Annotated in this window: 21 protein-coding genes; 19 read left to right on the top strand and 2 right to left on the bottom strand. The window is 45.6% G+C overall.

Going from position 1 to position 20,003, the window contains the following annotated elements:
* Nucleotides 1-172 precede the first annotated feature (172 nt).
* The 6 genes from BK127_RS31010 to gndA all read left to right on the top strand — a co-directional run bounded on the left by BK127_RS31010 (nucleotide 173) and on the right by gndA (nucleotide 7,049).
* Nucleotides 173-769 (top strand): hypothetical protein, encoded by a 597-nt coding sequence (locus BK127_RS31010; protein WP_076235970.1) that lies wholly within the window; start codon nucleotides 173-175, stop codon nucleotides 767-769.
* A 142-nt stretch (nucleotides 770-911) separates the two neighbouring features.
* Entirely contained in the window at nucleotides 912-1,928 is a 1,017-nt protein-coding gene (locus BK127_RS31015) for a LacI family DNA-binding transcriptional regulator (RefSeq protein WP_076235971.1), read from the top strand.
* Nucleotides 1,925-3,196: a nickel pincer cofactor-dependent isomerase, group 22 gene (locus BK127_RS31020; RefSeq protein WP_076235972.1), complete on the top strand. Its 1,272-nt coding sequence runs from the start codon at nucleotides 1,925-1,927 to the stop codon at nucleotides 3,194-3,196. The genes BK127_RS31015 and BK127_RS31020 overlap by 4 nt, the downstream gene beginning before the upstream one ends.
* Nucleotides 3,193-4,746 carry a gluconokinase gene (gene gntK / locus BK127_RS31025; protein WP_076235973.1) on the top strand — a complete coding sequence of 518 codons (1,554 nt, stop codon included), beginning with the start codon at nucleotides 3,193-3,195 and terminating at the stop codon, nucleotides 4,744-4,746. Before BK127_RS31020 ends, gntK begins: the two co-directional genes overlap by 4 nt.
* A gap of 40 nt (nucleotides 4,747-4,786) precedes the next feature.
* Nucleotides 4,787-5,554, top strand: coding sequence for an SDR family oxidoreductase (locus BK127_RS31030; protein WP_076235974.1), 768 nt, complete (start codon nucleotides 4,787-4,789; stop codon nucleotides 5,552-5,554).
* A gap of 82 nt (nucleotides 5,555-5,636) precedes the next feature.
* Nucleotides 5,637-7,049 (top strand): NADP-dependent phosphogluconate dehydrogenase, encoded by a 1,413-nt coding sequence (gndA, locus tag BK127_RS31035; protein ID WP_076235975.1) that lies wholly within the window; start codon nucleotides 5,637-5,639, stop codon nucleotides 7,047-7,049.
* Here the strand turns inward: gndA and BK127_RS31040 are convergent.
* Nucleotides 7,030-7,359, bottom strand: coding sequence for a hypothetical protein (locus tag BK127_RS31040; protein ID WP_305954338.1), 330 nt, complete (start codon nucleotides 7,357-7,359; stop codon nucleotides 7,030-7,032). The genes gndA and BK127_RS31040 overlap by 20 nt on opposite strands.
* Nucleotides 7,360-7,443: 84 nt before the next feature.
* Between BK127_RS31040 and BK127_RS31045 the strand changes: the two genes are divergently transcribed.
* Entirely contained in the window at nucleotides 7,444-7,950 is a 507-nt protein-coding gene (locus BK127_RS31045) for a shikimate kinase (RefSeq protein ID WP_076235977.1), read from the top strand.
* A 6-nt stretch (nucleotides 7,951-7,956) separates the two neighbouring features.
* On the opposite strand, the gene BK127_RS31050 is transcribed toward BK127_RS31045, so the two are convergent.
* Nucleotides 7,957-8,250: a rhodanese-like domain-containing protein gene (locus tag BK127_RS31050; RefSeq protein ID WP_076235978.1), complete on the bottom strand. Its 294-nt coding sequence runs from the start codon at nucleotides 8,248-8,250 to the stop codon at nucleotides 7,957-7,959.
* A 172-nt stretch (nucleotides 8,251-8,422) separates the two neighbouring features.
* On the opposite strand from BK127_RS31050, the gene aroA reads away from it, so the two are divergent.
* The 12 genes from aroA to ccpA all read left to right on the top strand — a co-directional run bounded on the left by aroA (nucleotide 8,423) and on the right by ccpA (nucleotide 19,943).
* Nucleotides 8,423-9,715 carry a 3-phosphoshikimate 1-carboxyvinyltransferase gene (gene aroA, locus BK127_RS31055; protein WP_076235979.1) on the top strand — a complete coding sequence of 431 codons (1,293 nt, stop codon included), beginning with the start codon at nucleotides 8,423-8,425 and terminating at the stop codon, nucleotides 9,713-9,715.
* Between the two features lie 30 nt (nucleotides 9,716-9,745).
* Complete coding sequence (locus BK127_RS31060) at nucleotides 9,746-10,564, top strand: C39 family peptidase (protein ID WP_083689734.1); 819 nt, start codon at nucleotides 9,746-9,748, stop codon at nucleotides 10,562-10,564.
* A 44-nt stretch (nucleotides 10,565-10,608) separates the two neighbouring features.
* Nucleotides 10,609-11,034 (top strand): CoA-binding protein, encoded by a 426-nt coding sequence (locus BK127_RS31065; RefSeq protein ID WP_076235980.1) that lies wholly within the window; start codon nucleotides 10,609-10,611, stop codon nucleotides 11,032-11,034.
* Between the two features lie 2 nt (nucleotides 11,035-11,036).
* Entirely contained in the window at nucleotides 11,037-11,690 is a 654-nt protein-coding gene (gene thiE, locus BK127_RS31070) for a thiamine phosphate synthase (RefSeq protein ID WP_076235981.1), read from the top strand.
* A 203-nt stretch (nucleotides 11,691-11,893) separates the two neighbouring features.
* Nucleotides 11,894-12,658 carry a hypothetical protein gene (locus tag BK127_RS31075; protein WP_076235982.1) on the top strand — a complete coding sequence of 255 codons (765 nt, stop codon included), beginning with the start codon at nucleotides 11,894-11,896 and terminating at the stop codon, nucleotides 12,656-12,658.
* A gap of 133 nt (nucleotides 12,659-12,791) precedes the next feature.
* Nucleotides 12,792-14,684, top strand: coding sequence for a glucose PTS transporter subunit IIA (locus tag BK127_RS31080; RefSeq protein WP_076236021.1), 1,893 nt, complete (start codon nucleotides 12,792-12,794; stop codon nucleotides 14,682-14,684).
* Complete coding sequence (gene ptsP, locus BK127_RS31085) at nucleotides 14,677-16,410, top strand: phosphoenolpyruvate--protein phosphotransferase (protein WP_076235983.1); 1,734 nt, start codon at nucleotides 14,677-14,679, stop codon at nucleotides 16,408-16,410. The genes BK127_RS31080 and ptsP overlap by 8 nt, the downstream gene beginning before the upstream one ends.
* A 15-nt stretch (nucleotides 16,411-16,425) precedes the next feature.
* Nucleotides 16,426-17,253 (top strand): SDR family NAD(P)-dependent oxidoreductase, encoded by an 828-nt coding sequence (locus BK127_RS31090; protein WP_076235984.1) that lies wholly within the window; start codon nucleotides 16,426-16,428, stop codon nucleotides 17,251-17,253.
* Between the two features lie 33 nt (nucleotides 17,254-17,286).
* Nucleotides 17,287-17,823 (top strand): type 1 glutamine amidotransferase domain-containing protein, encoded by a 537-nt coding sequence (locus BK127_RS31095; protein WP_076235985.1) that lies wholly within the window; start codon nucleotides 17,287-17,289, stop codon nucleotides 17,821-17,823.
* 1 nt (nucleotide 17,824) lies between these two features.
* Nucleotides 17,825-18,238: a VanZ family protein gene (locus BK127_RS31100; protein ID WP_076235986.1), complete on the top strand. Its 414-nt coding sequence runs from the start codon at nucleotides 17,825-17,827 to the stop codon at nucleotides 18,236-18,238.
* Between the two features lie 78 nt (nucleotides 18,239-18,316).
* Complete coding sequence (locus BK127_RS31105; protein WP_305954339.1) at nucleotides 18,317-18,754, top strand: hypothetical protein; 438 nt, start codon at nucleotides 18,317-18,319, stop codon at nucleotides 18,752-18,754.
* A 169-nt stretch (nucleotides 18,755-18,923) separates the two neighbouring features.
* Nucleotides 18,924-19,943 carry a catabolite control protein A gene (gene ccpA / locus BK127_RS31110; protein WP_076235988.1) on the top strand — a complete coding sequence of 340 codons (1,020 nt, stop codon included), beginning with the start codon at nucleotides 18,924-18,926 and terminating at the stop codon, nucleotides 19,941-19,943.
* Nucleotides 19,944-20,003: the final 60 nt, after the last annotated feature.

The raw sequence follows: 20,003 nt of genomic DNA on the forward strand, positions 1-20,003 counted from the left end.
TAATTAATAAAGCAAGTTGCCAAAACATAGAATTCATAATAAAATAACAATAAGTAACTGAATCTTCTGACTATTTTATGGGAATGTAGTCATGGTGTTGTCATTGTTCGTGCATCATTCGTGCAGCAGCAAATTCACAGTGAGTGCCAAGCACATATTGGAGGGGATTGCCGTGAGTAAGAGTCATGAAGTTGAATACTGCAACCTTGAGTTACGATTTGACCGTCGGCTAATCCGTAATTTCATTAAGTCGCTTATCCAGGAAGGCTACTCATTGTATTGGAATGAAAGCGAGCAGCAATTTATCGTATCGATTCGTACCGGCAGAAAGCTGGTAAAGCTGAAATTCCAAAGGCTGGGAGATCGCTATAAAATTGTTGGCAACTATTCCTTTAAGGATGAGAAGCTTGCTGAACTGATGGAAAAAATGATTGGGGATACCCGCGGTCATGCAATCGTCAAACGCTTCAAGGACAGACAAATTTTGATCGAAAATATTATGTTTGGTGAAATTATCCGGATGGTCGAAATCTCGGGGGTGGAGCATAAGGTGCTATTCCAAAAGGAATCTGGAGTTACATTGGATGAAATGATGCAAGCGTTCCGATCGAAGCGTCTGGAAGAACGTATCCCGGTTCTGCGAATGGAGCTCGATTACGAGCTGATGAGTCTACAAGATGCGCTTCAAGCCAAGGATTCGGAAGCCATTCATACTAGCAAAGAAAGGTTGTTGGAGCTCAGGCATGAAATGTTGCAACTCGAAATGTAAACAGTTTGATTAAATGGTCTGTGGAACTCTGCACAGGCCATTTTTCATGTACAGAAACAGCAAAAAGCGTGTATGGAGCGCAAAAATTGCTCGTTGTTAACGTGTGCAGCAATATGATATGATAAATTTCGAGGTGGTAGGATTGAGCGTTACAATCAAGGATATCGCCAAGCTGGCAGGCGTCTCTCATACAACGGTTTCCCGTGCTTTGAACGACAGCCCTTTAATCAACCAGGAAACAAAGGAAAAAATCAGACTGCTAGCGGCACAATTGCATTATACACCGAATTATAACGCCAAAAGTCTTGTACTTGATCGATCTTACAATCTTGGCTTGTTTTTTTCAACTCTACACACGGGTACATCGGCGGGTTTTCTATACGAAGCCATTAAAGGTGTTAACGATGTGATTCAAGATCGATACAACCTGATTGTACGTGGAATCGACGACTATACCAGCTTTCACAAGGTTAATCGCAAAAGCTATGATGGGATTATCGTCATGAGTCAGAGCGCAACCGACCAACCTTTTATTGAATATGCGGCTGGGCTCGAGATTCCGCTTATTGTGCTGAACCGCCAGATTGAGCATGTTCAGGTTATGAATATGGTTCCAGACGACAAGCGCGGCGCATATTTGATCGTGGAATATTTGATTTCCCAGGGACATCGGCAAATCGCCATTATTGAGGGAAAGCAAAATTTCAAATCGACACAAGCCCGCCGCGAGGGTTATCAGGAAGCAATGGAAGCCTATCAGGTTCCGTTAAGTTTGGATTATCAGCAGCACGGGAACTATGATTTAGAAAGCGGTCATACCGCGATGAACCGACTGTTGGAGCTCGAGAATCAACCGACCGCCGTTTTTTGCTGCAATGATGATATGGCATTGGGTGCGATCAAAGCCATAACAGAAAAACAGCTGAGTGTTCCGGGTGACATCTCTGTGGTTGGCTTCGATGATCATATTTTCTCAGGCTTTATGACACCAGCGCTGACGACGGTTCGACGGCCGATCGAGCAAATCAGCAGGGAAGGCGCAGCCAAGCTGCTGTCTTTTATTGAATCGAAGCAGGTAGAAAAAGAAACTATTTTTTTTCATACGGAGCTCGTGATTCGGGAATCCGTAACCAACATAACAGGAGGTTTACAACGATGAGTATCTTAAGAGAAGTTCTCAAAGACATTCCGATTCCACAAATGGTGCGTATCCGTCAAAAATTCGATGGCACCAAGCTCGACAATCTGGAACAATCTCTGAAGCTAGAGCTGCAAAAGCCGGGTACGATCGACCGGATCAAGCCCGGACAGCAGGTTGCTGTAGCCGTAGGGAGCCGGGGCGTTGCGAACATTGATCTGTTTACGAAAATTACGATTGATGCCATAAAACAAGCAGGTGGTCATCCTTACATTGTTCCTTGTATGGGAAGTCATGGTGGGGCAACGGCTGAAGGTCAGAAGGATGTGCTGCATCATTTGGGTGTTACAGAGGAATTGATGGGAGCTCCAATCCGTTCTTCCATGGAGGTTATCAAGCTTGACGAGCTTCCTAACGGATTACCTGTTTATGTGGATCAAATTGCTTCGACAGCGGACGCGATTGTTGTGATTAATCGAGTGAAGCCCCATACGGCTTTTCGCGGGAGAATTGAGAGCGGGATTATGAAAATGATCGCGATCGGTCTGGGTAAACAAAAGGGGGCGGAAGCCTGCCATCAGCTAGGATTTAAATATATGGCTGAAAATGTGCCAGCTATGGCTACCATTATGATCGACAAGCTGCCGATTGTGTTCGGCGTTGCTCTTGTTGAGAATGCCTATGATCAAACCTGCCGCATTGAAGTATTACCTGCTGAACAAATCGAAGCACGTGAAGAAGAACTGCTTAAGGAAGCGAAGGAAAGACTTCCGAAGATTTTGTTCGACCAGGTCGATGTGCTGGTGATCGATTACATTGGCAAAAACATTAGTGGAGACGGTATGGACCCGAATGTAACAGGCAGGTATCCAACGCCTTATGCACACGGTGGACCTGATGTATCCAAAATGGTTGTGCTGGATTTGACACCTGAAACCAAAGGGAATGCCAATGGGGTAGGAACTGCAGACTTTACGACACAGCGTTTAGTAGATAAAATGGATTTGGCTGCAACTTTTGTTAATGGGCTGACTTCAACGGTATGTGCACCAACCAAAATTTCGACTACGCTCGATAACGACTTCTATGCAATCAAAGCCGCTGTCAAAACTTGTAATATTCTGGATTACACCAAATGTCGTCTTATCCGCATTCAGGATACGCTGCACTTGGGTGAAATCGAAATTTCGGTGAACCTGCTGGAGGACGCTAAAAAGCATGCGGATATTGAGATTTTAAGCGAGCCTTACGATCTCCAATTTGATAGTGAAGGGAATTTGGTACAATGAGCTTGTCGTCACAAAAGCCTTACATCATAGCGGCCGATCTCGGTACAACAAGCGCCAAGACGCTGGTTATTGACCGGGATGGCCAGGTGTTGGCTTCACATTCCGTAGAATATCCGATGTACACTCCGCGCCCGGATATGGCGGAGCAGGACCCGGATGAAATTTTTGCTGCGCTTTTAACTTCGGTTCAGGCCGTCATTGCTAAGGCAAGAATTTTGCCAAGCCAGATTTTGTGCGTATCGTTCAGTTCGGCCATGCATAGCTTGATTGCGGTCGATCGTGAATTGAATCTCCTGACTCCTAATATTATTTGGGCTGATAATCGTAGTGTTGGTTATGTGAAGGTATTGAACGAACAGCTTGACGGTCATCAGATCTACATGAATACCGGCACGCCAATACATCCGATGTCCCCACTACTTAAGCTGATGTGGCTTCGGGACAACCAACCGGATGTTTTTGAGCATGCACATAAGTTTATCGGTATCAAGGAATATATATTTGCCAAACTGTTTGGGCAGTATGTGATCGATTATTCGATAGCGAGTACGACTGGACTTTTCAATCTGCGTAAGCTGGATTGGGACGAGCAAGCTATGAAAGCCTGCGGTGTTCGCAGGGAGCAGCTGCCAGACCCGGTTTCAACGACGCATCATCTCGCAGGCATGAAGCAGCAGTACGCTCAAGCTATGGGACTTCACGCGGATACGCCGTTTGTACTCGGTGCAGCTGATGGAGTTTTGGCAAACCTGGGTGTAGGTGCTTTTGAAGAGGGCATATACGCGGTTACTATCGGTACGAGTGGTGCTGTTCGTGGTGTTGTGCGGGAGCCTATTACCGATCCGAAGGGGCGGCTGTTTTGCTATGCCCTCAAGGAAGACTTCTGGGTCGTTGGAGGAGCGATTAATAACGGCGGGATCATGTTCCGCTGGGTGCGCGATCAATTGGCTACAGCAGAAGCTGAGGAAGGTCGGCGTCGCGGCCTCGATCCATACGACTATTTGACCTCTATTGCAGAGGAAGTCGCAGCAGGCTCTGACGGTCTTATTTTCCTGCCGCTGCTTGCCGGAGAACGGGCTCCTTATTGGAATGCCAACGCTCGAGGTGTATTTTTTGGATTGTCCTTGTATCATCAGAAAAAGCATATGATCCGTGCCGTTATGGAAGGTGTTATGTACCGGATACAATCCGTTCTTTCCGCGTTAGAGGAGCTTTCAGGTCCTACCAAGGAAATACGCGCATCCGGCGGCTTTGCTCGGTCCAGCTTTTGGCTGCAAATGATGTCTGATGTAACAGGGAGCTCTGTTGTGGTGCCGAATACGATTGAAAGCTCGGGACTTGGCGCTGCTCAGCTCGGCTTACTTGCTATGGGCGAGATCAAAGACTTTTCGGTCGTTCACGACTGGATGCAGGTTCAACACAAGTACACAGCCAATCAAGAACACGTTGAGCTGTATAAGCAATTGACCGGTATTTATGGTCGTGTCTACCATCAGCTGAAGGATGAGTTCGAATCGATCGCTGCTTTTCAACATGCGCATACGAAGTAATGAAAACTAATAATTTTTGACAAATTTGAGGAGGTTCATCATGAATTTATTTGATCTGACAGGAAAAACAGCAATCGTTATCGGTGGTAACAGTACTTTGGGCGGTGCTATGGCAGTAGCTCTAGGAGGACATGGAGCCAATGTTGCAATTGTCGGCCGTAATCAGGAAAAATCCGAAATCGTGAAACAAAGTATTTTGGAAGTTGGCGGCAAAGCAGAAATTTTTTCCGCAGACGCTACACTTGCCGAAGACTTGCAAAAAGTGCTGGCTGATGTGTTGGCATGGACAGGCCGCGTAGATATTTTAATGAATTGTCCCGGAAAGAACAGCCCAACGCCGTTTTTTGACTTGAAAATGGAAGAATGGGATTCTATCATGGACGTTAACCTGAAAAGTGTCGTATTAGCCAGTCAAGTATTTGGAAAACATATGGTTGATAAAGGCGAGGGCGGCAGCATCATCAACATTTCGTCGGCTTCTTCCCAGGTTCCATTATCACGCGTGTTCACTTACTCGGCTTCCAAAGCAGCCGTTAATAGTGTAACCAAATTTCTTGCCCGTGAATTTGCACCTGCGAACGTTCGCGTGAATGCGATTATTCCTGGTTTCTTTCCGGCAGAACAAAACCGCAAGCTCTTGACTCCTGAGCGTACGGCGTCTATTATGGGCCATACACCGATGAATCGATTTGGGGAAGCAGAAGAGCTGCAGGGAGCGGCTGTATTTTTGGCTTCCGATAAGGCTTCGAGCTTCGTAACAGGCTCACTTTTGACAGTTGATGGCGGCTTCACAGCAATGACAATCTAATAATCTTTTGAAATTCATCGAGAAATGTTTATAATTACAAGTGAGTCGTAACGAAACTATATGCAGGAGAGGGAGAAAACAGATGTCTAAACAGCAAGTTGGCGTAATCGGATTAGCAGTTATGGGTAAGAACCTGGCATTGAACATTGAAAGCAGAGGATTTACTGTCTCTGTGTACAACCGTTCTCGTGAAAAAACGGATGCCCTGATTGAGGAAGCAGCAGGCAAAAACCTGGTTGGTACATACAGCATCGAAGAATTCGTAGCTTCTCTGGAAACGCCTCGCAGGATACTGATCATGGTACAAGCAGGTGCTGGAACAGACGCAACTATCGATTCGCTTGTACCGCTTTTGGATAAAGGCGATATTATTATTGACGGCGGTAACGCTTATTTCCCTGATACGCAGCGCAGAAACAAAGACCTGCAAGCACATGGTCTTCGCTTTATCGGTACTGGGGTTTCCGGTGGTGAGGAAGGCGCTTTGAAAGGTCCTTCGATCATGCCAGGCGGCCAAAAAGACGCATATGAGCTGGTTGAACCTATCTTGACAGCAATCTCGGCCAAGGTTGGCGGCGATCCTTGCTGCACATACATCGGACCTGACGGTGCTGGTCACTACGTGAAAATGGTTCACAATGGCATCGAGTACGGCGACATGCAGCTAATCTGCGAAGCTTACCAGCTGTTGAAGGATGTATTAGATGTTAGCACGGACGAGTTGCACGAAATTTTCTCCGAGTGGAATAAAGGCGAGCTTGATAGCTACCTGATTGAAATCACTACAGACATTTTCACGAAAAAAGATCCAGAAACCGGCAAGCCTATGGTTGATGTGATTCTTGATTCCGCAGGTCAAAAAGGAACCGGTAAATGGACAAGCCAAAGCTCTTTGGACCTTGGAGTACCATTGTCCATCATTACGGAATCCGTATTCTCACGTTTCCTCTCCGCTATGAAGCAAGAGCGCGTAGCTGCGAGCAAAGTATTAAACGGACCTAACGTTTCCAAATATACAGGCGATCGCAAAGAGTTCATCGAAGCTGTTCGCAAAGCGCTGTATGCAAGCAAAATTTGCTCATACGCTCAAGGCTTCGCTCAAATGAGAGCAGCTTCTGTTGAATATAACTGGAGTCTGGATTACGGCAGTATCGCCATGATCTTCCGTGGTGGCTGCATCATTCGTGCCCGCTTCCTGCAAAATATCAAGGACGCTTATGACCGCGATCCTGAATTGAAAAACCTGCTGCTTGACGGCTATTTCCAGGATGTTGTGAGTAACTACCAGGATGCATGGAGAAATGTAATTGCAACTGCCGTAACTCGCGGTATCCCTGCTCCAGCATTCGCTTCTGCCCTGGCTTACTACGATAGCTACCGCACAGAGCGTTTGCCTGCAAACCTGCTTCAGGCTCAAAGAGATTATTTCGGAGCGCATACTTTCCAACGTCTGGATAAAGAGGGTTCTTTCCACTTTAACTGGATGGAGAACTAGGAGAGACGGGAAGAGATTGATCCGTCAATGGATCGGATTGCAATCCGTATACGGCTTCTGCTATCCAGGTCTTAAGACGATCCGCCTCTTGATCGAAGCCGTTGCGCCGCTGAATCAGCATCAAAGATATTTCTGCAAAATAATGAAAGTTTTGCAGTAAGCGTGGCTGAGAGAGCTCAAGTAATTGAGGGTTCTTCTCAGCCACCTTTTTTTTGATAAATCCCAATATCCACACAATATCATCTTTACACAGCAAATGAGCGGGATCGAGAATCTGCTCGATTTTTTGCTTCGATACATCAGATTTCATCATAACACTCCTTAGCTTGGGGTGTAGGTACCATTCATCTTATGACTTTGTCCAAGTTTCTATTCATGGTGAGGTGTCAGAATAATGAGAGTAAAAAATGTTGTTTTGATCGGTTTTATGGGAACAGGGAAGTCGACAGTAGGCAAAGTGCTTGCGGGGAGACTTGGCTGGCAGTTCGTTGACACCGACCAAAAGGTTGAAGAGCGTCAAGGAATGACAATCAGTGAAATGTTTGCGACACTTGGGGAGTCGGCTTTTCGCCAGACAGAGAGTGAGACTCTAGATAGTGTTCTTGAACAATCCTCTCAGGTTATATCTACAGGAGGCGGTGCCGTATTGGCAGAACGTAACCGCTTGAGTATGAAAAAGGACGGCTATGTCATTGCCTTAAAGGCCGCTGCAGAAACGATCATCGAGCGGGTCAAGCATGACCAAAGCCGTCCCTTGGTGCAGGGTGACGTCGAAGAACGCGTTCATAAGTTGTTGGAATCACGTCGGAATGCATACGACTTCGCTGATCTTATTATTGATACGACAGGGGTTTCTGTCGAGGAGATCGTGGAGCAGATTTTAGCATCAACCCAGGATTGAGCAGGCTTAGGATTCGTCCCAGGCCAGCATCCCGCCGGTCAGGTTTTTCAAATTCGTATAGCCTTGTGCTTGTAAGTAATCGTAAGCCTTTCCGCTGCGGCCACCGCTGCGACATACCAGAATCGTCTCTTGATCGAGAGGGATTTCATCCAATCGCTCTGGAATTTGCATGAGCGGTATGAGGACTGCGCCTGGTATGACACCCAGAGCCGTTTCTTCAGGCTCACGTACATCAATAATGTGTAATTTATCATTGTTGTTCAAGCGAGCCTTTAGCTGTTCTGTCGTAATTGTTTCCATCTGTGTAACCCTCCTAAGTGATTTTGATCTCTATAGGTCTATGATATCGATAATCGCAAGCGAGTGTCAACTTCACGGTTTGCAACCTCGAATCACTATGGTAAACTTAAACTAACTGAGTGTTGATCAAAATCAACAGGAATTATTTGCTGAACAGGAGAGATACATATTCATGAAAGCCATTGTAAAACCGACAAATCTATTAGAAGGTACAATAAATGCACTTTCCTCTAAAAACTACACTACTCGCTACCTGTTAATCGGTGCTTTGGCAGAGGGGACAAGCACGATATATTACCCTGCACATAGCGAAGACAGTGATGCTATGCGTCGTTGTATCCGTGATTTGGGTGCTATCGTTGAGGAAGATGAAGAAAAGATGACCATTCAGGGATTTGGCAGGAATCCTCGTGATGTGTCGGAACTGAATGTTGGCAATGCGGGAGCCGTGCTTCGTTTCTTAATGTCTGTCGCTGCATTTTGTCCTAAAGTGACCTTTATTAATGCATACCCGGATTCTTTAGGAAAAAGACCGCATAACGATTTAATCGATGCACTTAAACAGATGGGTGTAGAGGTCGATGATAATCAAGGAAAGCTGCCGATTACGATTGGCAAGGGTAAGCTGCACGGAGGCAAAATCCAGGTTTCTGGAAATGTAAGTTCGCAGTTTCTTAGCTCGCTGTTGTTTATGACACCTTTGCTTGATGAAGATAGCGAGATCGAGGTGCTTCACGATTTGAAGTCCAAAGTCATCGTGGGACAAACACTGGAAGTGATCGCACAGGCAGGTATTCAGATTCAGGCTTCCGAGGATCTGATGCATTACACCATCCGTGGTGGCCAAAAGTATCAACCACAAAAGTATGTCGTACAAGGCGATTACCCCGGCTCTGCCGCAATATTGGCTGCCGCGGCAGTTACCCATTCCGATGTTAAGGTACTCAGATTGGAAGAGAACAGCAAGCAGGGTGAGAAGGCGGTTGTAGACGTTCTTCGTGCGATGGGTGTTAATTTGACGCATGAGAACGGTATTGTACATGTTAGAGGGAACCAACAGTTGAAGGCCGGCGAATTTGACGGTGATCATTTTACCGATGGTGTATTGGCCATGGTGGCTGCTGCTGTGTTTGCTGAAGGAACATCCCGGTTCTATAATGTAGAAAATTTGCGTTACAAGGAATGTGATCGTATCACAGATTTCGTAAACGAGTTGCGCAAAGCGGGGGCAGATGTGGAAGAAAGACAGAGTGAAATCATTATACATGGTCGTCCTCAGGGAGTAACCGGAGGTGTTGAGATCAATGCCCATTATGATCATCGTGTCATTATGGCTTTGACCATTGTAGGTCTTCGTTCAGAGAAGGGACTTACGATCAACGATGCACATCATGTAGCGAAATCATATCCACATTATTTCGAGCATCTGATCTCCTTGGGCGCACAAATTGAGTTTGTTGAATAATAAATATTCTAAACAAGTGGGTTGATGGTCATGCCTGTACTTTGGAAAGGAATCCAAGTTACATTCGGCTTTTTTCTCATACTGGGTCTCCTGTTTGCCAGTGGTGTTTTTTCGATGCTGCTGTACGCCAAAATTACCGGACAAGGCTGGTTCAGCGAATCTTCGACGATTGCCTATGCGGATATTTTAGGGGCCAGACAGCCCATCATCACTACCGCTTCACCGCCACCTCTGACTCCGATTCCGTTGGCCTCTTCAGCTATGTTGAAGGCTCCAGCGATCCGTCAACATCCGGAGCTTCCGTCGGGCTGTGAAATCACAAGCCTGACGATGATGCTTCAATATTACGGAATTGCCAAGAACAAGCTGGAGCTGGTACCTGAGATGAAGCGTGATAACACGCCATTAAAGCGGAACAAGGATGGTTCAATCGCTTATTGGGGGAATCCGAATTTAGGGTTTGTAGGAGAGGTTACCGGTTCTGCCAAAGGCTTTGGTATTTATCATGGAGCATTATTTGAATTGCAAAAAAAATATATCCCGACCGCAATGGATCTAACGAATCAATCCTTCGACATGCTGGAACAGCAGCTTCGTGATGGCATTCCGTCGCTTGTCTGGACCACGATCAATTTTCAAGTGCCCGATAATTGGGTAGTTTGGGATACACCGATAGGACCGATTGAGACAACTTTTATGGAGCATGCTGTATTGCTTGTCGGATTTGATGAGCAAAATGTATATGTCAACGATCCTTCTACTGGTAAAAGCAATGTAAAAATTGATAAAGCGCAGTTTCTCGCAACCTGGGAAGCGATGGGACGTCAAGCTTTAAGCTATAAACTATAAGTATCCAAGTAATTTCAAATCTAAACTACAAGGAGCTGGTCGTTTTGGCGTTTGAAAATCCTTCAAGAGATCGTATCAAGGAGCTGCTTAAGAATGCCGGTAACATTGCAGTTGTAGGTTTATCGGATAAGCCTGATCGCACCTCATATATGGTAGCTGAAGCTATGCAAAGCAAGGGCTACCGGATCATCCCGGTTAATCCCAATGCGAAGCATATCCTTGGAGAGGTATGTTATCCTTCTCTTTCCGATATTCCAGAGCCAGTCGATATTGTCAACGTTTTTCGGCGCAGTGACCAGGTTGTACCTGTAGCTGAAGAAGCTGTGAAAATTAATGCGAAAGTATTCTGGCTTCAGTTAGGCATCTTTAATGATGAAGCGGCAGAGATTGCCAAAAGTGGTGGACTTGAAGTCATTATGGATCGTTGTATTAAGGTTGAAGATGCTATATTACTGCCTGGAGGGAAATAACGGTGTTTCAGAATCGCCTGTCACAGGATTTACGAGTTTATCTGGTTATGGGTCTGGATGGCTTCGGAGAACGAACCGCCCTTGAGATTGCTCAGGAGGCTTTGGCTGACGGAGTAACGATGATTCAACTACGGGAGAAAAAAGCGCCGCTAAAGCAGGTTTTGGAGCAGGGGGCCGAGTTGAAGGCATTATGTCGACAATATAAGGTTCCATTCATTGTTAATGATCGGATCGATGTCGCCATGCTTCTAGATGCAGATGGTGTTCATGTCGGCCAGGACGATATCCCCGGTACAGAAGCACGTCGTTTGCTGGGTCCCGATAAAATTATCGGAATATCGGCAGGGACGATGGAGGAAGCCGATTGGGCAATGTCCAATGGAGCCGATTATTTAGGTGTTGGCCCTATTTATTCAACTTCTACAAAGCTGGATGCCGGTCATGCTATTGGTGGAGATTTAATTCGTGATATTGCGGCCAGATGGTCAATTCCTGTCGTAGGGATTGGTGGCATTGATGAAACTAACGCTATAGAAGTGATCCGTGCTGGAGCTAACGGAATTGCAGTAGTTTCTGCTATATATAACCATCCGGAACCGGGCTATGCGGCCCGTTCCTTACTGCGCATAGTGCGGGAGAGCTCTGACAAAGTCTGATCAGCTAACGGATTCATATCCGACATAAAGGCAACTATAAGACAAGATCTCTGTTCTTGTCTTTTTTCATTTTTTAAACGTATTCCAGCAGCTTCCATTCATAAAGGTCGTCATCCTAAGAGACAATATAAAAAGCTTCTGGAAAAGCAGGGCCTAGTCCTGATGGCTCCGGAAGACTTGTGGATCTCTAGGAGGAATTGTACATGTATCAAAACAACCAGCAAAACGCTTATCAAAATCAGTTCGGTTCATCCAATTCAGGCTCTCAATACCGTGGTATGGAGACCAAGTACCAGCCGATAGGTAATGTGCAGTCTCAATATAATCAATCGCTTGGTATGGGTAATTCGAATAACTTTCAAAATAGTAATCCGTACAACAATCAATTTGCCAACAACCAAACACAAAGTCAGGATGCGTTCCATACGGCCAATTATCGTGGCAATCAGCAAGGACATGACGCTTACCTGAGATCGGATTCCACCCAAACAGCACAAAGCCAATTTGGTATGGGTACAGGCTATAGTAATCAGGCATCATCGTATGGAAACATCAATAACAATGCATTGTATGGCTATCAAAACCAGTTTTCAAATCAAACACAAAACCCGAATTCTTTTCACACCGCAAGCTATATGGGAAATCAACCAGGGCATGACGCCTATCTGAGATCGGATTCCACACAAACAGCGCAAAGTCAGTATGGTATTGGAGCTTCAGGCATGAATTCATACAATGCAGGAAGCAGCAGCCAATACGGATCCAATCAACAAAACCAGCAAAATCAAAATCAACAAAATCAACAAAATCAATCGTATAGTCAATTTCAAAGTCCACAGTCCTACTACACAGCTAACTATCGTGGTAACCAACAAGGCCACGATGCCTATCTGAGATCAGACTCTACACAACCATCACAAAGCCAATACAGCCAGTCCAACAATTCGTTTAGCCGCTACCAATTTTAATTCAAGCTTAACAAAAGCGGGCCATTGGCCCGCTTTTCCTTACCCATTCAAAACGTGTATGAATGAGGTTCATTTGTTTGACAAAATCAGGCTTTACCTTTACCATCGAAATAGAAAGGAGGGGATGATTGGCTTGAACTTAATGGGTAGTTTGCAGCAGTTAGGCCGGTCGCTAATGCTTCCGACCATGATACTTCCCGTTGCTGCTATTTTGTTATGGCTTGGAGCTCTTCCGTGGCAAGAAATACATATGTCTCAGTTCGGGGAAATTTTGTTGTTCTGCGGTAACACCATCTTTACGTTCCTTCCTATGATCTTTGCTGTTGGGGTTGCTCTCGGATTAACGGAAAGTGCTGGTATTGCAGGGATGTCTGCACTCATTGGACACTTGATGTTTATACAGGCAACCCGGCATTACTTAGGTGCAGAATTTCATCTTGGTGTTCCTGGAGGTATATTAATCGGTCTTATTGCCGCGATTTTGTTTCATCGCTGTAAAAATATTCAGCTTCCGGAATCGATACAATTTTTCGGTGGACCCAGAATGGTTCCATTATTGATGGGTCTTGCTATCTTTATACTTAGCTTGATAACCATTGAAGTGGGTCCATATATGGAAAAGTTTATGGAATGGCTATCCACCGCTATTATCGGGCTGGGGGGCTTTGGCACGTTTGTAAACGGGGTGATCCACCGATTACTGGTGCCATCAGGCTTGCATCACGTGTTTAACAACTTCTTTTGGTTTCAACTTGGTGCCTTTGAGAAGCCAAGTGGTGAAATGGTGTTTGGGGATCTGCCGCGATATTTTGCAGGTGATCCTAATGCTGGCGCATACATGGCAGGTTTATATCCTATCATGATGTTTGCGCTTCCGGCTATTGCGTTGGCTATTATTCAGGAGGCTCGCGAGGACCTCAAGCCCAAAATCCGTGCAACCTTTATGACGGCAGCTCTGGCATCGTTTTTGACTGGAGTCACAGAGCCGATTGAATTTGCTTTTTTGTTCGTAGCGCCCTATTTATTTGTGATTCACGCACTTCTTTCCGGGCTTTCCATGTGGATTGCGTACGCTTTAAATATCCATCATGGCTTTTCATATTCGGCAGGTGCGATTGATTATATTATCAATTTTCATTTGTCGCATAATGGATGGATGCTGATACCGATTGGTATTGCTTATGGTTTGCTTTATTACTTTTTGTTTCGCTGGGCGATTCGCCGCTTTCGGATTCCGACTCCTGGTAGGGAAGAGGGCTCCAAGCTTGAAGAGTGGGCAGGTGATATCCCTTACCGGTCTCCACTAATCCTGCAATCCCTCGGGGGCAAGGACAATATCAAGAACATTGAAGCCTGTATTACAAGGCTGAGACTCACCTTAACCAATGATCGATTGATGGACATTGCTGCGCTGAAGCATTTAGGTGCGGCTGGCGTCATCCGATTAGGTGGAGGCAATGTACAGGTTGTGTTTGGTACGTACTCCGAGTTAATACGTGAGGAAATCAAAAAGCTGATGCGCAAAGATATTCAGCAAGTGCTGTTCAATGCGCCAATGCAGGGGCAGATGATTCCGCTCGAGGAAGTTCCGGATCAGATTTTTTCCGGTAAGCTTGTCGGGAATGGGGTAGCTTTTATGCCGGAAAAAGGAGAGCTGGTTGCTCCTGTAGCCGGTAAAATCATTATTTTATACCCATCACTGCACGCAATAGGCATTGAGACAGATGAGGGTCTTGAGGTTCTGCTTCACATTGGAATCGACACCGCACAGCTGCAGGGTAAGTGGTTTACAGCTTTTATCAAGGAAGGCGATAGGGTGGAGGTGGGCCAATTGCTGGTGAAATTTAATCTGCAAAAGGTGAAAAAAAACTGCAAATCGCTCGCAACTCCTATGCTGATCACGAATGTGGACAAGGTCAAGTCATGGAGCTTCGCGCCTTATAAGGCAGTAAAAAAAGGACAGGCATCCGTAATGTCCGTAGTCATGAAAGAGCCAAGCATAAAGGGAGGAAACGCTCATGGTTGAGGGGATCGGAGCTGCATCAGGTATTGCGATGGGGAAAGCTTTTGTCATACCGACCTGGGAATGGGACTTCCCTGAAAAGCTGATTGATGTGAAGGATCTGGCATTCGAATTTGAACGGTTGTATGATGGAATTCGGAACTCGAAGGATGAAATCGAGTGTATCAAACAGGAGTTTGTTACGGTGCTCGGTGACGATAAAACGTCAATTTTTGACGCGCACCTGGCCATTTTGGAAGATCCGATTTTCATGAATGAGGTACAAGGAATCATGCAGCGGCAATATAAAGCGGCTGAGGTTGCGGTTAAAGAGGCTATTGAGAAGTTTGTGAATATGTTTGACCTGCTGGATGATCAATATATGAAGGAAAGAGCTCTGGATATCAAGGATGTCGGAAACAGGCTGTTAAAGCATCTGCTTGGTGCGTTGGAAGAAACGATACCGCCTAAGGAGCAGCCTTACATTGTTGTTGCCAAAGAGCTCTCTCCGTCCGAAATGGTTCATTTGGATACGATTAACGCATTGGGTCTTGTCACGATGCTCGGTGGACAAACCTCTCATGTGTCCATCATGGCTCGTGCAATGGGTATTCCTTATGTACTGGGTCTGGAAGGCAAGCTGGCAACGCCAATTCAGAATGGAGATTTTCTTATTATTGACGGCGATGAGGGGCAGGTATACATCAATCCTTCGGAAGAGCAGATTGAAATTTATCGAGTACGCAAATCCAATTGGCTGAAAATGCGCGATAAGCTGCAGGTCCTTGCCCATATTCCAACTCAAACCGAGGACGGCGTGGCTGTTCAACTGGCGGCTAATATCAGTACCGTTAAAGAGCTGGATCAGGTGTTGAGTAATGGAGCTTCCGGGGTAGGGCTGTTCCGAACGGAGTTTTTGTATATGGATCGGGATAATTTGCCGCTTGAAGAAGAGCAGTTCAGGGTATATAAGCAGGTAGCCGAGAAACTTGGCGGTAAGCGTGTAGTTATCCGGACACTTGATATCGGCGGTGATAAAAGCCTCGATTATTTTGCACTTCCCGAGGAGGATAATCCTGCTCTTGGTTATCGCGCTATCCGAATTTCACTGGATCGTATCGATTTGTTTAAAACGCAGCTTCGTGCCATACTCCGTGCCAGCTATTATGGCAATGTAAAAATTTTGTATCCGATGATATCATCCATCGAAGAGCTGGATAAAGCGAATGCTGTGCTGGAATCAGCCAAGGAAGAGCTGCGTTCAGAGCAGATTCCTTTTCAGGAACATATTGAAGTAGGGATTATGATTGAAGTCCCTGCAGCCGTCATTATAGCCGATTTGTTAGCACAGAAGGTGAACTTCTTCAGTATCGGAACAAATGATCTCGTACAATATGTGCTTGCAGTGGATCGCATGAATGAGACCGTAGCCCACTTGTATAATCCTTTTCACCCGGCTGTACTGCGGATGCTTAAGAGCACGGTAGAGTCTGCCAAAGCGGCTAATATACACGTCAGCGTATGTGGCGAAATGGCAGGAGACATTCGGGCGCTTCCCATCTGGCTTGGTCTGGATGTTAAAGAATTGAGTATGTCGATACAGTCCATATTACGGGTTAAAAATAGCCTGCTGCAAAGCCACTTCAATCAAAGCTCGAACATATGGGAACAATTGCTTCGATGCAGCACAAGTACTGCCGTGATTGATTTGTTAAACAAGCATTTGCATGAGGATGTCATAGCGAAGTAATCGATAAATAGATCGATGACAAGAGGAGAGGCAGGGGTTCGGATGGATCTCGGACTTGGCGGTAAAATTGCGATTGTTACGGGGGCAAGTGCTGGAATTGGACTTGCATGCTCCAAGGCGCTGTATAAGGAAGGGGCTTCTGTCATTATGGTGGCTCGGGATTCGGGACGCTTGCAGAAAGCCGTCGATTCCATCGTGGGAAATTATACGGCAGAGAGTCCTTCACGTATTGTGATGGTTGCTGGTGATATGGGAGATCCTGCTACAAGCAGAACGGTTGTTTCTACTGCTTTGGATCATTATGGCCGCATTGATATTGTAATCAATAATGCAGGCTCGGCGAAAGCAGGAGCATTTTTCGAGTTATCCGAAGATGTATTCACAGAAGCCTGGAATTTAAAGCTGCTCGGCTACATACGCTTGGTCAAGGAGGCTGCTCCCTATATGATCAATCAAAAGGATGGTCGTATCGTGAATATCGTCGGCGGTGCGGGTAGAACGCCTAGCCCTACCTTTTTGGCAGGCAGTACCGCTAATGCTGCTCTGCTTAATTTCACAAGAGGGATTTCCAAGGAATTGGCTAAATCCAATGTCAGAATCAATGCAATCTCACCAGGTTCGACAGCTACGGAAAGGTCAGAGACATTAACCCGGCAACATGCACAGGCCAACGGTATCGGTTATGATGATCAGAAGGCGCTTATGAATAAGTCAATACCGCTCGGGCACCTGGTGGACCCTGATGAAATAGCATCCATGGCCTTGCTGCTTGTATCTGACCGCGTGCCTTCAATCACGGGCACTGAAATCGTTATAGACGGTGGACAACAGCCAGGCGTATGAACATACCTATGAAACAATGGAGGGATTATTACAATGGTATTACAAGGATATAAAGTGCTCGCTTTTGTAGATGAAGAATTTGAGGATCTGGAAATGTGGTACCCTGTACTGCGTCTCCGTGAAGCGGGAGCTGAGGTCCATCTTGTCGGACCAACCGCTAATAAAGTATTTTACGGCAAATACGGGGTGCCTTTGACAACCGAATATGCTTTCAGTGAGGTTCAATCCAATGATTATATCGGACTCTATGTTCCGGGTGGTTGGGCACCTGACAAGCTTCGTCGCTATGCTGATGTACTGCGCTTGACTCGAGAGTTCCACGAGGCTGTGAAGCCGATCGCCCATATATGCCATGCTGGTTGGGTGTTAGCTTCCGCCAAAATATGTGAGGGATATACGATGACATCGACTCCTGGAATCAAGGATGATCTTGAGAATGCCGGTGCGATCTGGGTCGATGAGGAAGTCGTGATTGACCGTAATATTGTTTCTGGTCGGAGACCTCCTGATCTTCCTGCGTTTATGAAAGCCTATATTCAGGTGCTTGCCGAATATACAACGAAGCATTGACATGAGAATTACCGTTCGGTTTCTGCCTGCTCTTCTGTGGATGCTAGCAATCTTCTATTTGTCTGCCAGAACTGGAGATGATATGGGGGGCTGGCTTAGCCAATTTCAACGATTCATTCCATTTATGGAAGGGCTGGATTGGGGACATTTTCTTGCTTATTTTATTTTGTCCCTGACCTATGCCTGGGCTTTTGGAATTCATAGGTTGACATGGGTTATCAAATTGGCAGTTGTATTGTTATGTACGCTGTATGGAGTTACAGATGAGATTCATCAATCCTTTGTGCCTGGCCGTACTCCGGATGTGATGGATATTCGCAATGATGCCATCGGTGCTGCTTTGGCAATGCTTTTCGTAACTATACCGAGCATTCGTGTTCGGTTTGAAAGATGGAAAGGTGCTAAATATTACTAGCCTGAATCGAGAAGGATTTTACCTCTGGAAGTAGAATAATTCTAGAAGGTCATAACAGCGTAAGGTCCTGCTGGAGCGATGAAGGAGTGGTATGAGTTGCATAAGCAATGCAAATGTGGCAGCACCATGAATATAAAGCTGCGTACTGTCATTTATAAAAACAAGGTTGAGATTGAGAATGTTCCGGTTTTTTCTTGTGAAGACTGTCGCCGAAGCGAAGTGCTTGCAGAGGTGAAGAGCGAGTTAACCGGAGTGATTGGAAAGTTGGAACAGACGACGAATAAACAGCATATTCATTTTAATGACATCAGTGAAATTGCTCATCTGATGTTTAAAGTGACAGAGAAGCAGTATGCTGCAGATCCGGTCGAAAAAATTGTAGAAGAGCGTATCAATGAACTGCTGGATCTGCTGCTGCTCGCTCAATCGTTACAGGATGAGCCATGGGTAGAGGATGTCCGTAAGCGGCTCGAACAAATCTCCAAGCAATCATTATCACTGAATGATTCTCCATAATTAACGTAAATTGTGAAGTCAACTGCCTTGCAGTTGGCTTTTTTTGTGTTTTTTTGATACTATAAATGAAAGAAATCGTTCCTTTCATTGCGAAAAACCGTATTTTGTCGTATGATAAAATCAAATAAGTAAAGCACGCTGTTTTAATACACTTTACATACTGGAGAGAATGTCCGTGACTGTAACCATTTATGATGTAGCCAGAGAAGCAGGCGTTTCCATGGCAACCGTATCGAGGGTTGTGAATAACAATCCCAACGTGAAGCCGCAAACGCGCAAGAAGGTATTTGAAGCCATCGAACGTCTCGGTTACCGCCCAAATGCCGTAGCCAGAGGACTTGCCAGCAAGAAAACAACAACGGTTGGCGTTGTGATTCCCGACATTTCCAACACTATTTTTTCAGAGCTTGCTAGAGGTATTGAAGATATTGCGAACATGTATCACTATAACATCATATTGTGTAATGCAGATAAGAAGAAAGATAAAGAAATACGTGTTATTAACACATTATTGGAGAAGCAGGTTGACGGACTGTTGTTTATGGGCGGAGCTGTAACGGACGAGCATCTTCAAGCGTTCAAAACATCGTCGGTTCCGATTGTATTATGTGCTACCAAGGATGACAATAATGCATTTGCTTCTGTTGACATTGATCATGAGCAGGCGGCCTTTGACGCAGTGAATTTATTGATCCAGAATGGGCACCGCAACATTGCTATGATCTCAGGAACGCTGCAGGATCCTGCTAATGGATTTGCTCGTTACCAAGGCTACAAGAGGGCGCTTGAGGCTGCCGAAATTCCGCTGCGTGAAGATTACGTAAGAATAGGAAATTATCGTTATGAATCTGGCTTGGAAGTTGCCAAGCATTTTCTGGAGCTAAGTGAACGTCCAACGGCGATTTTTGCTGCGACAGATGAAATGGCCATTGGTGCGATGCACACGTTGCTGGATAGTGGTTTACGTGTACCGGAAGATGTATCTGTCATTAGTGTAGATAACATTCGCATGGCTTCCATGGTAAGGCCTCAGTTAACGACGGTCGCAATGCCAATGTACGATATTGGTGCCGTGTCAATGAGACTGCTAACGAAACTGATGAACAAAGAGACCAAGGATGCTTCGGAACTCATGCAGGTAATTTTACCCCATGAGCTTATTCATAGAAATTCGGTGGCTCATCTCTAATATGAGCCTCCTTTCTTTTTATGGGGCATTTAAGAGTTCATAGAACAAGCAACACCGAGG

The organism is Paenibacillus sp. FSL H7-0331, from assembly GCF_001956045.1.